Source organism: Novosphingobium sp. FSW06-99 (assembly GCF_001519065.1).
In the GTDB taxonomy this organism is placed as follows: domain Bacteria; phylum Pseudomonadota; class Alphaproteobacteria; order Sphingomonadales; family Sphingomonadaceae; genus Novosphingobium.
In genome coordinates this window covers 33,221-48,406 of sequence record NZ_KQ954258.1, presented here as the reverse complement: position 1 = coordinate 48,406, position 15,186 = coordinate 33,221, and the positions used below count along the sequence as shown (strand labels likewise).

The 15,186-nt window shown below is 62.5% G+C and carries 12 protein-coding genes and 1 tRNA gene; 5 read left to right on the top strand and 8 right to left on the bottom strand.

Annotated features, from left to right (window positions below; all coding sequences use genetic code 11):
- Positions 1-95: 95 nt before the first annotated feature.
- A complete protein-coding gene (locus AQZ49_RS14115; RefSeq protein ID WP_067616764.1) occupies positions 96-1,445 on the top strand; it encodes an NCS2 family permease in 1,350 nt (449 codons plus the stop codon).
- On the opposite strand, the gene AQZ49_RS14110 is transcribed toward AQZ49_RS14115, so the two are convergent.
- From AQZ49_RS14110 to AQZ49_RS14085, 6 genes are all read right to left on the bottom strand, one after another.
- Positions 1,427-2,344, bottom strand: a complete 918-nt coding sequence (locus tag AQZ49_RS14110) for an HpcH/HpaI aldolase/citrate lyase family protein (RefSeq protein WP_067616762.1) — start codon at positions 2,342-2,344, stop codon at positions 1,427-1,429. The two genes, AQZ49_RS14115 and AQZ49_RS14110, sit on opposite strands and share 19 nt — an antisense overlap.
- On the bottom strand, positions 2,341-3,603 hold the full coding sequence (locus AQZ49_RS14105) for an MFS transporter (RefSeq protein ID WP_067616760.1): 1,263 nt from the start codon (positions 3,601-3,603) through the stop codon (positions 2,341-2,343). The genes AQZ49_RS14110 and AQZ49_RS14105 overlap by 4 nt, the downstream gene beginning before the upstream one ends.
- Positions 3,600-4,055, bottom strand: a complete 456-nt coding sequence (locus AQZ49_RS14100) for a DUF2141 domain-containing protein (protein WP_231739239.1) — start codon at positions 4,053-4,055, stop codon at positions 3,600-3,602. The genes AQZ49_RS14105 and AQZ49_RS14100 overlap by 4 nt, the downstream gene beginning before the upstream one ends.
- Positions 4,052-4,762 (bottom strand): sterol desaturase family protein, encoded by a 711-nt coding sequence (locus AQZ49_RS14095; RefSeq protein WP_067616758.1) that lies wholly within the window; start codon positions 4,760-4,762, stop codon positions 4,052-4,054. Before AQZ49_RS14095 ends, AQZ49_RS14100 begins: the two co-directional genes overlap by 4 nt.
- Positions 4,763-4,822: 60 nt before the next feature.
- Positions 4,823-6,196 carry a DEAD/DEAH box helicase gene (locus AQZ49_RS14090; protein ID WP_067616756.1) on the bottom strand — a complete coding sequence of 458 codons (1,374 nt, stop codon included), beginning with the start codon at positions 6,194-6,196 and terminating at the stop codon, positions 4,823-4,825.
- Positions 6,197-6,513: 317 nt separating this feature from the next.
- Positions 6,514-7,020 (bottom strand): MmcB family DNA repair protein, encoded by a 507-nt coding sequence (locus AQZ49_RS14085; protein WP_067616754.1) that lies wholly within the window; start codon positions 7,018-7,020, stop codon positions 6,514-6,516.
- 137 nt (positions 7,021-7,157) lie between these two features.
- Here AQZ49_RS14085 and AQZ49_RS14080 point away from each other — a divergent pair.
- The 3 genes from AQZ49_RS14080 (at position 7,158) to AQZ49_RS14070 (ending at position 10,084) form a co-directional block, all read left to right on the top strand.
- Positions 7,158-7,234 (top strand) — tRNA-Arg (locus tag AQZ49_RS14080).
- A gap of 695 nt (positions 7,235-7,929) precedes the next feature.
- The gene (locus AQZ49_RS14075) at positions 7,930-8,487 is read left to right on the top strand and encodes a hypothetical protein (RefSeq protein WP_067616752.1); all 558 of its coding nucleotides are present in this window, start codon (positions 7,930-7,932) and stop codon (positions 8,485-8,487) included.
- A gap of 475 nt (positions 8,488-8,962) precedes the next feature.
- Positions 8,963-10,084 (top strand): glycosyltransferase family 2 protein, encoded by a 1,122-nt coding sequence (locus tag AQZ49_RS14070; RefSeq protein WP_067616750.1) that lies wholly within the window; start codon positions 8,963-8,965, stop codon positions 10,082-10,084.
- Between the two features lie 34 nt (positions 10,085-10,118).
- On the opposite strand, the gene AQZ49_RS14065 is transcribed toward AQZ49_RS14070, so the two are convergent.
- Positions 10,119-10,847 carry a TetR/AcrR family transcriptional regulator gene (locus AQZ49_RS14065; RefSeq protein ID WP_067616748.1) on the bottom strand — a complete coding sequence of 243 codons (729 nt, stop codon included), beginning with the start codon at positions 10,845-10,847 and terminating at the stop codon, positions 10,119-10,121.
- Positions 10,848-11,138: 291 nt separating this feature from the next.
- Between AQZ49_RS14065 and AQZ49_RS14060 the strand changes: the two genes are divergently transcribed.
- Entirely contained in the window at positions 11,139-13,535 is a 2,397-nt protein-coding gene (locus tag AQZ49_RS14060) for a TonB-dependent receptor (protein ID WP_197411047.1), read from the top strand.
- A gap of 78 nt (positions 13,536-13,613) precedes the next feature.
- Here AQZ49_RS14060 and AQZ49_RS14055 read toward each other — a convergent pair whose 3' ends face one another.
- A complete protein-coding gene (locus AQZ49_RS14055) occupies positions 13,614-15,176 on the bottom strand; it encodes an efflux transporter outer membrane subunit (protein ID WP_082701790.1) in 1,563 nt (520 codons plus the stop codon).
- Between the last annotated feature and the right edge of the window lie 10 nt (positions 15,177-15,186).

The following is a 15,186-nucleotide window of genomic DNA, read 5'->3' as shown; positions in this document are numbered from 1 at the left end:
GTCCAACCCGCGTCACGCCCGCTTGCGCGGGCGTGACGCGGTGAGTGGGTGCCCGCTCTTTGCCAAATCCCGCTCACCCTATAAAGTTGATCCCGATGTCCACGCTTGCCGCCCCCGTCGCCACCCCCGGCTGGCTTGACCGCCGCTTTGCCTTTCGTGCGCGCGGCAGCGATGTGCGCACCGAAGTGCTGGCCGGGTTCACCACCTTTTTCACCATGGCCTATGTCGTGGTGGTCAATCCGGCGATCCTGGGGCTGGCGGGCATGCCGATCGCCGGGGTAGCGACGGCCACTTGCATCGGTTCGCTGCTGGCATGCCTGTTGATGGGGTTTCTGGCCGATGCACCGGTGGCGATGGCGCCGGGCATGGGGCTCAACGCCTATTTCAGCTTTACCGTGGTGCAGCAGATGCATCTGCCGTGGCAGGTGGGTCTGGTCTGCGTGTTTCTGTCGGGGCTGTTCTTTCTGATCCTGACCCGGCTGGGCGTGCGGCAGATGGTGATGTCGGTGATCCCGCACCACCTGCTGGCGGCGGTGGCGGCCGGCATTGGCCTGTTCATCGCGCTGATCGGGTTCAAGAACGCGGGGATCGTGGTCGCCAATCCCGACACCATCGTCGCGCTGGGCAAGATGACCGCGCCCGGACCGCTTCTCAGCTTTGTCGGGCTGGCGGCGATCATGGCGTTGACGCTGCTGGGGGTGCGCGGTGCGATCCTGATTTCGATCCTGATCACCACGGTGATCGGCATTGCCGTCGGCATGGCCCCGGTCGCGCCGATGCACCAGGGCTGGGCCGATATGGGATCGACCTTCCTCGCGCTCGATCCGGCCTGGGCCTGGCGCCTGTTCGGCCACGGCTGGGGCGTGCTCGAAGTGGTGTTCGTGTTCCTGTTTGTCGACTTGTTCGAAAACATCGGCACGCTGGTCGCGGTCACCCGCAAGGCGGGGCTGGTGCGCCCCGATGGAGAAATTCCTGGGCTCAACCGCATGCTCTATGCGGATTCGATCGCCTCGATGATCGGCGCGCTGTTGGGCACCACCACGGTCACCAGCTATGTCGAAAGCGCGACCGGGGTCGAAGTCGGCGGGCGCAGCGGACTGACCGCGGTGGTGACCGGGCTGCTGTTCCTCGTCGCCTTGCCGTTCGCGCCTTATGCGCAGCTCGTTCCGCTGGCCGCCACCGCGCCCGCGCTGATCGTGGTCGGCGCGCTGATGATGGCGCCGCTGGTCGAAATCGACTGGAACAGCGCGGAAGAAGCGATCCCCGCGTTCCTGGCGCTGGTGATGATCCCGCTGACGTTTTCGATCGCCAACGGGCTGGCCTTCGGCATCACCGCCCACGCGCTGATCAAGGCGCTGCGCCGCGAATTCACCCGCGAAAACGCGTTGCTGTTCGTGCTCGCCGCGTTGTTCGTGTTCCGCTTTGCCTATATCGCCGGGGTTTGATCGGTAGCGCCCTGATTTTCGCGTGCCGCGATCGCCTCGGCCCTGGCGAGCAGATTTGCGGCGATATCGCGGTGGAGCAGTTCGGCCATCTTTCCGCCGACTTTCAGCGCGCCCTTGCCGACGTTGGCCGGGTCGGCAAATGCAGCGACGATGGCGCGGGCTTCGTCGATCTGGGCCGTATCGGGGGCAAACACGCGATTGGCGATATCGATCTGCGCGGGGTGGATCAGCGTCTTGCCATCAAACCCCAGGTCGCGCGCCTGTGTGCATTCGCCCTCGATCCGCGCCGGATCGTCGATCGCGTTGCACACCCCGTCGAGCAGGATCAGGCCATGGGCGCGTGCCGCCAGCACGACCTGCACCAGCACCGGCAGAAACACCGCACGGCCCGGCGCCTGCACCATGCCGGTATCCTTGGCCAGATCGTTGAGCCCCAGCACAAACCCGCCCAGCCGGGTGGTCGCGGCCGTGGCGGCAATGCGTTCGATTGCCAGCACCGCGCGCGGGGTTTCGATCATCACCCACAACGGCACAGGCGCGGGATAGCCCGCCGCATCCATCGCCTCGGACAGCGCGATCACGTCACATTCGCTGTCAATCTTGGGCACCAGCAGCGCATCGATCGGCGCACCGGCCAGCGCGGCCAGATCCTCGCCGCCCCATGGGGTGGACAGCGCGTTGATCCGCGCGATCAGGCGGCGGTGGCCGAACCCGCCGGCACAGGCTTCCTCGATCAGCGCGGCCCGCGCGCCGGCCTTGGCCTCGGGCGCGACGGCATCTTCCAGATCGAGTGCCACCGCATCGCACGGCAGCGTGCGCGCCTTGGCCATCGCGCGCGCGTTCGAGGCCGGCATATACAGCACCGAGCGGAGCGGGGCAGGGGTGTCAGACAGGTTCATGCAGGGGTTTCCTCCAGATCGATGCGCCCTTCATCGCGCGTGGGCATCGGCGCAAACAATCGCATCAACAGCGTCAGCGTCAGCCACACTGCGGCCAGGCGCACCGACACAACCAGCCCGAACCGGTCGGCCAGCGATCCCCACAGCCACGCGCCCAGCGCCATGCCGCCAAAGGCCACCGCCTGATACAGCGACAGGCACCGCGCCAGAATGGCCTCGGGCGCGCGCATCTGGATCGCCACGTTCAGGCTGGTCATCAGCGCGACCCAGCCGGCCCCGGCAAACAGCGCGGCGATCATCGCCGGACCGGGCGTGTGCGACACCGACAACAGCACCAGAGCGCCGATATAGGCCAGCGTGCTGACCCCGACCACGGCTTCGCTGCCGTGGCGGCGGCGCAATCGGCTGACCACCAGCGCGCACAGCACCGATCCGATCCCGAACGCGCCGACTTCCAGGCCATAGCCGATCTGGTCGCCATGAAGCTGTTCGCGCACCACCACCGGCAACAGCGCCTGAAGCCCCGCCGCGCCGACGCCGAACAGCGCACCGCGCCACAACACGCGCGCGATCGGGCCCGATTGGACGCAGAACCGGATGCCGGTCAGAATGGCCGATCCGATCGGCATGCGTTCGGGCGGCACAACATCGGGGCGCCAGCGGGCCAGAACCACGATCATCGCCAGATAGCTGATCGCGTTGAGCGCAAAGGCGGCATTCACGCTCCAGATCGAGATCACCAGTCCGCCCAATGCTGGCCCCAGGCTGCGCGCCAGATTGTTGGCAATGGCGTTGAGCGAAACCGCCTGCGGCAAATCCTGCCGATCAACCTGCAGGCGCACGCTGGCCTGCCACGCCGGGGCATTGAGCGCGGTGCCCATGCCCACCATCAGCGTCAGCAGCAACAGGCTGACTGGGGTAATCGCGCCCAGAAAGCCCAGCGCCGACAGCACCGCCGACACCACCAGCATCAGGCCTTGCGCCCACAGCATGACCAGGCGCCGGTCATAACTGTCGGCAATCGCGCCCGCCACCACGCCCAGCAGCAGGATCGGGATCGTGGCCGAGGCCTGCACCAGCGCGACCAGCAGATGGCGCGTGGTCAATTCGGTCATCAGCCAGGCCGCCGCCACCGATTGCATGATCGAGCCCACGCTCGACAGCAGGTTGGCGGTCCAGATCGCGCGGAACACCGGATAGCGGAAGGGTGCCAGTGCACCGCCCGGTCCGGGGATATCGCGCGTGAACGAGGCTGTCACAGGATGTAGCGCACCGTGATTTTCAGGGTCATGTCGGCGGTGCCCACCGCCACTTGCGCCGTGCTGAAACTGGGTGGGCCCCAGCGGATCGGGGCGTCGCGCGAAAAGCCATAGCCTTCGTTGGGAATGCCCATCGTCTTGTCGAGGCGGCCATTGGCATTTTCATCGTGGAACAGCGACACCGCATAAGTGCCGGGCGGAACGTGGCGGAACACCAGTACCGGTCCGTCTTGCGCAGGCACCGTCATGCGCAGCGATTGCGGGTCCTTGTCGCATTCGGGGAACGTCGCGGCCCTGGTCGTCAGGCACGCGCGGATCAGGCCCCGGGTGTTGCGCAAGGCGGCAATATCGACCGTCACGGTCGACCCGCCCAGCGGATCGACGGTGGGGCTGGCCAGCAGTGTCTGGGGCGCCAGGATCAGCCCGGCCACAAGCATCCGCCGCACGATCATGGTGTCGAAATCCCGCGATCGGTGCGGCACACATGGTCCCACACCCGAAAATAGAGCCCGTAATTGCACTTGTACTGTTCGTGATGGCGTGAATGGTGGCTGGCGGTGATCAGCCATTGACCGGCGCGCGAATGCACCAGCGCGCGCGGGAACATTTCCCAGCCCATGTGGTTGGTCACCCCCATCACCGTCATGATCACCAGCACGGTTGCCAGTACCCCGGCCTGGATCGGCACAACGAACACCAGCGCGGGGATGAACAGGCCGACAATCGCCGCCTCGACAGGATGAAAATTCATCGCCGCCCAGGCCGTCGGCGGGCGGCTGGCATGGTGTACGGCGTGGATGCGGCGAAACACCGCCGGGCGATGCATCCAGCGGTGCGTCCAATAGAACCACGTGTCATGCAGCGCCAGATAAACCACCAGCGAAACCGGCATCCACCATAGCGGCCACGCCTTGGGATCGCTGTAGATCAAGGTCCAGCCATGGGCCTGCCAGCCCCACGCGATCACGCCCGCCGGCACGCCATAGATCGCGCATGATACCAGGCTCCAGCCCAGTTCCATGCGGATCTGGCGGCCCAGCCCGGCATAATGACCGGGCCGTACCCGCCCGGTCAGCCAGGCAAACAGTCCGCTGACCATGACATAGCGCACAGCGACAATCAGCGTCATCGCCAGCGCGGAATACAGCAGAACCATCATGCGGGGCCTTATGCCAAGCCAGTGCCGCGCTGCACAGGTGCCGGACGGGCAGATCGTCGGTTAAGAGACCCGGCTGACCTTGTTGCGGTGCTGGCCGACGCCCGGACCGCCGCGCGGGATGAACCGGCGCTTGGGCTGGCCGTCGGCGGCACGATCGCCGCCGCCGCCGTTGCGCTGGCCTTGCGGCTGGCCACGTCCGCCGCCACGCCCGTTGCGGGCATGGCCACCGCGATGATCTTCGTCATCGTTGGGCTTGTGCGCGGGCTTGGGCAGTTTCGAGGCTTCGGCCTGGAAATCGGCGGGCAGCGGGATCGGCATCAGCTTGACCCCGGTCAGCTTTTCGATGTCGCGCAGATAGGCTTTTTCGTCGGGCGCACACAGGCTGATCGCGGCGCCATCGGCCCCGGCGCGCGCGGTGCGGCCGATGCGATGGACATATTGTTCGGCCACGTTGGGCAGTTCGAAATTGAACACGTGGCTGACGCCCGCGACATCAATGCCGCGCGCGGCGATGTCGGTGGCCACCAGCACCGGGCAGGCGCCCTGGCGGAACGCTTCGAGCGCGGCGGTGCGCTGGGCCTGGCTCTTGTTGCCGTGGATCGCGCGCGCCGGGATGCCGGCGGCTTCGAGATGGCGGGCAACCCGGTCGGCGCCATGCTTGGTGCGGGTGAACACCAGGCTGCGGTCGAGCGACTTGTCGGCGATCAGCGCGCGGATGCGCAACGACAGCAGCGCCTGCTTTTCAGCCTGGTTGATGAACGTGACATATTGTTCGACGCGTTCGGCGGTGCTGGCCTGCGGCGCGACTTCGACTTTGACCGGGTTCTGGATGAACTGGCGGCCAAGGTCTTCGATCGATTTGGGCATCGTTGCCGAAAAGAACAGGCTCTGGCGCTTGGCCGGCAGCATCGCGGCAACGCGCTTGAGCGCGTGGATAAAGCCCAGGTCCATCATCTGGTCGGCTTCATCGAGCACGAAGATTTCGACGTGGCGCAAGGTCAGCGCGCGGTTGTCGATCAGATCGAGCAGACGGCCGGGGGTGGCCACCAGTACATCGGTGCCGCCGACCAGGCGCCGCGCCTGCTTGGCGATCGGCACGCCGCCGAACACGCAATCGACGAACAGATTGAGGTTCTTGGCATAGCCCTTCATGTTGTCGGCAATCTGTGCCGCCAGTTCGCGCGTGGGCGACAGCACCAGCATGCGGCACGCGGCGGGTTTGCGCGGGGTGGCCTCGGCGGCCAGGCGGTGCAGCGAGGGCAGCGCGAACGCGGCGGTCTTGCCGGTGCCGGTCTGGGCAATCCCCAGCAGATCGCGCCCTTCCATCAGCGCAGGGATAGCCTGGCGCTGGATCGGGGTGGGATCGGTATAGCCCTTGGTGGCCAGTGCACGCAGAATAGGCTCGGCCAGGCCGAGATCGGAAAAATACGACATGATGAAATGAAACCTTCGCAAGAAAGCGCCGGTAGCGTGCCATCAGGGGGGCCGCCACCGACATAAGGGGTCGATAGGGCGACCCATGCGTGAAAGGGAAGCAGCAGCACGAACGCTCAGCCGGGGCGGATCATGACCATTGTGCTGGCGCCATATTTGTCGGCACCATGTCAGTTCGGCGGATCTCACGCTGCCCGGGCTTGCGACAAAATGCTCTGTCGCCGTCCTTGCGAGGCGGCCCCTAGCGCGCAATCGCCTTTATTGCAAGGAAATTGTGCGAAGCAGCAATTGGGCGCCGGTCAGCGTCGCCCAGCCAGTCACAAATCCCCGCGCGGGGCGCAGGCCGGGTCGGCGGCGACGACCTGTCGGCGCAGTGCGGCGCGGGCCAGTCGCTCCACTTCGACTTTGCGCCGTGCCGCGGCCAGCGGCAGCAGTGGCGCCGGGCGCAGGATTTCTGCATCATAGCCGTCGGCGACGATAATCCCGCACGTGTCGGGCCGGAACGGCACGGTTTCCATCACCGCGCGGTCGAGATGCGGGGCCAGGCCCCAGAAAAACCGGTCGCAATGGTCAAGATAATCGGGCCATTTGGCATCGCCCAGCAGATCGGCGCGACTGACCTTGATTTCGACAATGATCACCTGGCCCTTGGCATCGATTCCCATCAGATCGGCCCGCCGCCCGCCTTTCAACGGCATTTCCGGCAGGCACCAGATGTCGTTGCGCGCAAACAGCCGCGCAATCCCGCGCGCCACCGCCAGCGCCTCGCGCGTGTCGGCGGGGGTTTCAAGGGCAGATGGCGCGGCGCAGGACGACTCGAACATGCTGCACCATAGGAACAAATCAGAAACAAGCCAAGCACCTCAAAGCGATCCGCGCGCCCATCGGTGCGGCATGCAGGGGGCAGGGCAAAAGGGCTGGCACGGTGCGATATTTGCTGCTAACTGCCGCCCCCTGACGCGCACCCGTAGCTCAGCTGGATAGAGTACTGCCCTCCGAAGGCAGGGGTCACAGGTTCGAATCCTGTCGGGTGCACCATTTTTCCAGGTTCAGGAACCGGCATGAACTGTGCCGGTAATGCGCGGGCAGGATGCCTGCGACCAGGCGGCTTTTGAGCCTTTGGTTTCGGCGATTTTCTTGCCCATGTCTGGAGCGCGAAGCTGCGCTTGATGTGGGCCGGCACGCAGTTGTCCGTTCCATAGAGCGCATGCCGCAGCAGCGGCAACGCCGCCGAAGTCTGCATCCGCATCGAAATGGAGTGCCCGCCCAGGGTCGTTGCCGGGCAAAGGGCGCAGGTGACTCAATGTGCCTCTGCGATCCTGACGGCAATCGGGTTGATCGCAAGGAAGCGATGCATGGGTTGATGCCCGTAACCCCTCGAGGCTCCGAATTCTTAATATGCGTCGATTTGCATCAATGCATAATTGCAAATTGCAGGGTGTATTGCATGCATGCAAATTCGGGCATATGGGGCGGTCGGAATCAAGGATCCTGCCTGCGATTGAGTCGGCAAATCCGGTTGGAGCGTCACGATGCAAGCCTGGAGCCCTGTCCCACGACATCGAGGCCCGGGGCCCTCCATCATTTGCCAGCTCTGGCAAGCCCTCAGGCACCTTGAAAGGTGACCGGGTATGTCGCGTGAATTGATCCATCGCGAATGATGGCGCTATGCAAAATTCGGTAAGAATATTTATTTTCAATAAGATAGCGATATTTATTTTGAAGGTTCGGTCATGGAATGGGTTCCGATAGTATTCATTGTATTTAAATCGATCGTGCTGTTCACGGGTATGTTCTTTGCCATCAAGTGGCACTACGATCAGGACAGGAAGGGCAAATATAACGGCCGAGGAACGCAATCGGCCACTGAAATGCGCCTTTTTATAACAATGATCATTGCGCTCGCCCTGTCCCTGATCGGGATTGTTTATGCGGGTTGCTGGGGGAATGCGGCATATGGGGGCCGCGGAGGCGCGTTGGGATGCGCTTTTACCTTTTTAATGTGCATCATGTCCAAGCCGAATGCTGAGGCGGTCTTGGCTGACTGCAGCGGGCATGCCGGCTTCGCGCGGGGCAACGGTCTTGCCGAGCCGGATCCCGCCACGCTGAGCGAAGGTCTCGACCAGTTGGCGAGGCTCAAGATTCAGACCGAGCAATTGCGTGCCGCTGCTTTTATCGGGCTGGAGTCAGCGAGGCGCGAGAAGGTCTATGTCGGCATTGCAGGCGTTGTAAGCGCGCTCGCTTGGAAATTTGGCGACATCGCCGCCAATTGGCTGAATTTCAGGCAATAGGCGCGTTCATGTCCTGGCCCGTCAACCCGCGTGTCGGCGATATGGCTGCGGGGCTGGACCAAAGTGTTGCACCGTCAAGGTTTGCCGGGACCGGATTGCGCCCCACATTGCGCGAAGCTTGAGAATAGTCGGCAGGCAGAGCAAGATAGACCGCGCGGTCGGCGTCGGAAAAGGACGCCGGCAAGCGTCGGCTTTCGCGTTGGGTGATATGGTGCAGCACATGAGGGATGACGATGTGAGCAAGTCGTGCCATGGCCGCGGAGCCTGTTGCAAATACGCGATATCGGCAATTGGATATGCCTTGCCGTGATGCCTCCGAAAAAAATCAAAATGGGCAGATGTAGGTTTTAAATAAGTGTGATTTAATAAATATTGGTGATTTTCTGGCGGGCGTATTTTTATCATGGTGGCAATTGTTTCGAGCATAATTTATGTTGTTATTATTGCATATATAGCTATAATTGATTGTGTTTACATGATTGAATTGGTGTTTGGATTATTTAAATATAAAAATTCTGAATATTTGGCAGGGGCTAACCTGTCTATTGCCATATTGATGCCGGCGCACAATGAGCAGGACACGCTTTCTCGATCAGAAAATCTTCTCAAATCTCTTCAAGAAAATTCTGTGAGAATTGTTGTGGTCGCAGACAATTGCACCGACGCGACCGCCGAGGTCGCGGCGAGCGCTGGATGCGAAGTGGTGACGCGCCGCGACAGCGCGCTACGGGGCAAGGGATTTGCCCTTGCAGCCGGGGTTGATCATTTGAAAGATTCGCCCCCCGATGTTGTGATTATATTGGATGCGGACTGTGAAATTGATATGGTCTCGCTGTTACTGATCGCATATCGGGCGGTTGATTTAAATCGGGTTGTTCAGGCGGCATATTTATTTAGGCCGGACATGAAGGGACCGACATTAATTCAAATATCAAATTTCGCATTTTTTGTTAAAAACCTTGTCCGCCAACGCGGTGGAGCCAGAATTGGCGCTGCCGCTATCCTGACAGGCTCTGGTGTTGCGTTCCCCTGGCGGTTGATCAGCACGCTGGATCTGGGGACGCCCAATATAGTCGAAGATCTTGCGCTGGGTGTCGAACTTGTACAGCGTGAAGAGTATCCCTATTTTGAGGAAGGCGCGACGGTCTGGTCAGAGGCGAGCACGCTTGCCGGGACGCAAGTGCAAAGATCGAGATGGGAATCGGGCTTCATCAAGACAGCGGCGCTCCTGGCTGTGCCGATGGTCATGGACGGGTTTCGAAGACGAAATTTCAAAATCTTCTGGATGGGGATGCACCTCGCCGTCCCGCCACTTTCGATTTTACTCGCATTAAACTATTTATATATAATATTCTCACTGGCGCGATTTTATTATGATCACAAAGCAATTTTGCTGGCAATTTGCTTAATACTGAATGTCGGTATTTTTATTTCTACGTTCCTGGCGTGGGCCATTGACGGTAGGTCATATATGTCCGGATCTGCGCTTCTTGCCCTGCCGCATTATTTTTTGAGCAAAATGTCGCTCTATGCGCAACTTGTCTTTCGGCGCCGATCAGTTGGATGGGTAAGAACCGAGCGGTCGCGGAAAGATTGAATGTTGGGAAGTCCGGGATCGCCGCACCCTGGCACTACCCTTCGTCCAGATCACCCAGCGCGATGATCTGTGCATAGCTGTCGGCATCGAGCAGGGTTGGCGGCCGCCAATTCGGGTCTGGCGCCGGATCGGGGCGAGCCGCCTTCACCGCAGCGATGAGCGTGTCGCAGGCGAGGTGCTTCAGCCGGGCCATTTCGTTTGCCCATGGCTTTTCATGTCCGGCAAAGATGGTCAGCCCTTCGATGCTGCTGGTGATGTACAACGCCAGCGTTTCGAGCGTGCGGGTGTCGAGATCGGGATTGATGGCCTGAATGAACCGCTTCGAAATCAGGCGAGAGCGGATGTAGATGGCATCGACCATCCGCGCGACATTGTCGTCGCGCCCGGCCAGGGCCCAGACTTCGGGAAACAGGCGCGTGGTCTTGAGCGTCAGGATGTCGTCGATCAGCGCGCCGATGAATGCGCGCAGGCGAGCCTCGGGCGGTTCGTCGGAAGGGGCGCGAAATCCGGCGAAGAACTGTTCATACGAATTGAGCACGCCCGACAGCATGTCGAGCAGCAGCGCCTCGCGCGTGGGGTAATAATGATAGATCGCGCCGCCCCGGATGCCCATGCGCCTGGCGATTTCGCGCAAGGTGACTGCGCCGATGCCTTCGTGGATCAGGATCTCGACAGCAGTTTCCAGGATCTGGACCACCCGTTCCTGCCCCGTGGCATAGACGCCGCTGTTCGCCTTGATCTTCAGCGTCGGGACTTCGAACATCGTATCTTCCGATCAGTGGGCAGGGCACGGCCCGATAATTCCGGCTTATGCCGGTGGCCAACCCGGGTGTCACGCCGGGTCTTGATCTGGATCAACAAAAATTGATCACCACGCCATCTTTGATAGCATGGTCAACATTGAGCACTTGACCAAGATTTTGCCACATGCCTATGATTTGCGCAGTTGATGACCAATCGACGCAGGGGCGCCGCGCAAAAATGCGCTGCACGGGACAAAAACACGCGGGCGCAGGCAAACGATGCCAGCCTGATCATGAGGGAAATTCAGCACATGACGACACGCAGCATGCTGACAGGTGGCACGGCCCGGTTGGCTCTTGCCATGGCGCTCGGCGTTGGCCTGGCCAATTGTGCCCCCGCGCTGGCAGACGATGCGCCCGCCCCAGCCGCAAAGGCCGATGCGCTGGGCGAAATCGTGGTGACCGCGCAAAAGCGTTCGACCAGCGCCGACAAGACGCCGATCAGCATTTCGGCCGTTTCTGGTGCCGATCTGGCCGCGCGCGGCATTTCCAGCTTTGCCGATCTGGCGGCGGGTACGCCGGGCGTGTCGATCAAGTCGATGGGGCCGGGCCAGACCGAATTCGAAATGCGCGGGATGACCTCGTCGGGCGGCAATTCGCCGACCGTCGGGTTCTATCTCGACGATATCCCGCTCACCTCGCCCGCCTCTGCCCAGAACGGCAAAGTGGTGATCGACCCCACGCTCTATGATCTCAACCAGGTCGAAGTGCTGCGCGGGCCGCAGGGCACGCTCTATGGTTCGTCATCGATGGGCGGCACGATTAAGCTGATCACCAACAAGCCCAAACTCGGCACCTGGGAAGCCAGCGCCGAAGTGACCGGATCGGGCACCGAAGGCGGCGGTTTCAACCACGCCGAAAACGCCATGATCAACGTGCCGCTGTCGAGCACGCTGGCGCTGCGCGCGGTGGTCAGCCAGTCGAACACGTCGGGCTTTATCGACCGCATCGTTGTGGCTGATGGCGATTTCCCGGTGGCGACCAATGGCGGCGTGACGCGCGGCAACGTTGCCGCGGCGCCGGTGGCCGAGGATTACAAGCGGTCGAACGCGCAGAACGTGATCGGCACGCGTGTGGCGCTGTTGTGGAAACCCGATGCCGACCTGACCGTCACGCCGACGTTCTTTTATCAGCGCACCCATGCCGACGGGCCGAGCGATTATGACAGCGATCCGGGCACGCTGGCGCATTATCAGCCGTTCGACGTGGCAGAGCCCTATACCGATGAAATCGCGATCGGCGCGGTGACCATCAACTATCGCTTTCCCACCTTCGAAGTGACCTCGGCCACATCGTACTGGCATCGTAAATCGACGATGATCCAGGACAATTCGGAAAACCTGCCTTCGGTCGGCGGCGGCTTTGGTGTGACCACCGACAGCGCATCGTATTATGGTGCCAATGGCACCGGCTCGATCTATGCGCTCGAAACCGATCCGTCGCACCAGTTCTCGCAGGAATTGCGCTTTACCTCGACCGGCAACGGCCCGATCAAATGGCTGTTCGGCGGCTATTTCGCCAGTTTCCAGTCGACCTGGAACCTGGAAACCGACGTGCCCAACGCGGCCGCGTTCGGATCGCCGACGCCGATCATCTTCAGCCTGTCGGAACCGACCAGCATCAAGCAATATGCCGGGTTTGGTGAAGTGAACTATGCGCCGACCGACAAGCTGCACGTGACGGTGGGCTTGCGCGCCTATCACTATGACACCACGCTCGACATGGTGACTGGCGGCTATGGTTCGCCGACGGCCGATGGCAGCTATATCACCCAGCACGTCGTGCAGAAAAGTTCGGGCGTCAATCCGAAGTTCGACTTGTCGTATCAGGCGACGCCCGATGCGATGGTCTATGCCACGGTTGCGCGCGGGTTCCGCCCGGGTGGCGGCAACCAGCCGCTGCCGTCGTCGAATGCGCCCACCGCCACCGGTTTTCAGCAGGCGATGTACAGCACATTGGTCGGGTTCGGCTATGCCAACGGGGTCGCCCCGGCATCGTATGGTCCCGATCATCTGTGGAGCTATGAACTGGGTGAAAAGCTGAAGCTGTTCGATCGCCATCTGCGGATCAATTCCAGCATCTATTACGAAGACTGGCAGAACATCCAGACCGAGCTGCTGCCCGAAGGCTACCCACTGTTCGACAACGTGGCCGATGCGCACATTTATGGCGGCGAAGTCGAAGCGCAGGCGGTGCTGACCGACCATCTCAGCGTGGGTGGCCAGATCGGCTATACCCATGCCACGCTCGATCAGGCGGGCCATGGCCTGTCGGCCGGGCAATTGCTGCCCGACGTGCCCAAATATTCGGGCGGCGCCAATGTAACCTACGACCGGCCGATCGACGATGCCCGCAGCTTTACGTTCCGTGTTGACGAGACTTATGTCGGCGCGCGCGTCGGGCTCGCCAGCTATCAGGGTGAGGTCAACAACGCCAACACGCCGTTGCCAGGCTATAACCTTGTCAACTTGCGCACCGGGATCAAGGACAAGGCTGGCTGGACCGCCGCGCTGTTCATCACCAACCTGACGAACAAACGCGCCACGCTCGAAAACGCGGCACAGTTGGGCCTGCCCAATGCGTCATACAACCGCGTGGTGACCAACCAGCCGCGCACGTTCGGCGTCGATCTGACCTGGCATATGTAAGCGGTCGCGCGGCACCGGTTCCTGCTCCTGGAAAAGGACAGGGACCGGCGCTTTGCAACAGGGGCGGCCCCGGCGGGATCAGCCGGGGTTTTTGGCCCCGGCGTCGGCTTGGGCGGTGCGGTTCCACCAGCCGCCGCCCAGCGCGAGATAGAGCGCGGCGGCATCGCCAAACCGGTTGGTCCGGGCCTGCACCAGATTGGCGACGGATTGTTGCCAGGTGGCTTCGGCGGCGAGCAGCGTCTGGTAATTGACGTAGCCGGCCTTGTACTGGTCGCTGGTCACATCGCGGGCCTTGCGCGCGGCCCTTTCGGCATAGTCGGCGGCGACCAGCCCGTCAGAATCGGCGTGGATTGCCTGCAAGGTGTCGGCCACGTTCTGGAACGCGTTGATCACCGTTGCCTTGTATTGCGCGCGCGCCTGGATCAGCAACTGGTCGGCGGCATGCTTGCGGTGAAGCAGCGTGCCGCCATCAAAGATGGTCTGCGTCACATCGCCGATGATATTCCAGAACGGGCCGCCGGTGGAGAACAGTTGCCCCACTTCGCTCGCCGCGCCGCCATAGGCCGCGGTGATGGTGAACTGCGGCAGGCGCGCGGCAGTGGCGACGCCTACCTGGGCGCTGGCCGAATGCAATTGTTCCTCGGCGGCGCGCACGTCGGGCCGCTGGTCGAGCAGTTTGGCGGGCAGGCTCAACGGCAGATCGTGCGGCAGGCGAAAGCTGTCGAGATCGAAATGCACGTCGATCGGATCGTCTGGCAGGGTGCCTGCCAGCGCGCGGATCAGGTCGTGGGTCTGTTCCAGTTGTTTGCGCAATGGGGGCAGGGTGGCCTGGGCGGCGGCGAGCGCAGATTCCTGCTGCGCCACGTCGAGAGCCATGACCAGGCCCTGGCGCTGTTGTTCCTGCAGGATATCGAGCGCGCGGCGGTTGGCGGCGACATAGGCTTCGCTCGCCTTGATCTGCGCGCCGAGTGAAGCTTCCTGCAAGGCGGCGGCGACCACATTGGTGGTCAGCGCGATATAGGCCGCCTCCATCTGGTAGCGCGTGGCCTGTTCCTGCGCCTTGAGCGATTCGACCGAGCGGCGGTTGGCGCCGAACACGTCGGGGGTATAGCTCAGGCCGAGTTGCGCGGTGTAGAAGGTGTAGGTCAGGCTTTGCGGCGGGGTCGCCGTCAGCACGTTGCCATTGCCCTGCAGCCCCGGATCGTTGGAGCCGAGGTTGCCCGCGACCTGCTGACGGCTGGGGGTGAATTCGGCGCCGACGGTGGGGTAGAAGAACCCGCGTTGCGCGGCGGTCTGTTCATGCGCGGCCTTCAGCGCGGCATTGGCTGCGGTCAGATTGGGGTTGTTGGCCAGCGCCTTGTCGACCAGCGCATCGAGCTTGGCCGATCCGAATTCCTTCCACCAGGCAAAGGCGATGTCGCGGCCGAGCACGAAATGTTCGGGATCGCCGCCGGTCAGCCCGGCCACGCCAGTGGTGGTGTCGGTCAGCGGGGCGGGGGCAAAATCCTTTGCCACCGGGGTGTCGGCAGGCCGGTGATAGTTCGGGCCAACCGCGCAACCGGCCATCGCCAGCACTGCACCGGCCATCAGGGTGCCGCGAATCGTGCTGCGGTGCAAAAGGGTGATTCTGGCGGAATGCATGCGTGGCACC

What these genes read in the sequence shown, in the direction of transcription:
- AQZ49_RS14115 (WP_067616764.1), top strand. Translation starts at nt 96, where the DNA reads ATGTCCACGCTTGCCGCCCCCGTCGCCACCCCCGGCTGGCTTGACCGC.
- AQZ49_RS14095 (WP_067616758.1), bottom strand. Translation starts at nt 4,762, where the DNA reads ATGATGGTTCTGCTGTATTCCGCGCTGGCGATGACGCTGATTGTCGCT.
- AQZ49_RS14060 (WP_197411047.1), top strand. Translation starts at nt 11,139, where the DNA reads ATGACGACACGCAGCATGCTGACAGGTGGCACGGCCCGGTTGGCTCTT.
- AQZ49_RS14055 (WP_082701790.1), bottom strand. Translation starts at nt 15,176, where the DNA reads ATGCATTCCGCCAGAATCACCCTTTTGCACCGCAGCACGATTCGCGGC.
- AQZ49_RS14070 (WP_067616750.1), top strand. Translation starts at nt 8,963, where the DNA reads ATGATTGAATTGGTGTTTGGATTATTTAAATATAAAAATTCTGAATAT.
- AQZ49_RS14065 (WP_067616748.1), bottom strand. Translation starts at nt 10,847, where the DNA reads ATGTTCGAAGTCCCGACGCTGAAGATCAAGGCGAACAGCGGCGTCTAT.
- AQZ49_RS14075 (WP_067616752.1), top strand. Translation starts at nt 7,930, where the DNA reads ATGGAATGGGTTCCGATAGTATTCATTGTATTTAAATCGATCGTGCTG.
- AQZ49_RS14085 (WP_067616754.1), bottom strand. Translation starts at nt 7,020, where the DNA reads ATGTTCGAGTCGTCCTGCGCCGCGCCATCTGCCCTTGAAACCCCCGCC.
- AQZ49_RS14100 (WP_231739239.1), bottom strand. Translation starts at nt 4,055, where the DNA reads ATGATCGTGCGGCGGATGCTTGTGGCCGGGCTGATCCTGGCGCCCCAG.
- AQZ49_RS14110 (WP_067616762.1), bottom strand. Translation starts at nt 2,344, where the DNA reads ATGAACCTGTCTGACACCCCTGCCCCGCTCCGCTCGGTGCTGTATATG.
- AQZ49_RS14090 (WP_067616756.1), bottom strand. Translation starts at nt 6,196, where the DNA reads ATGTCGTATTTTTCCGATCTCGGCCTGGCCGAGCCTATTCTGCGTGCA.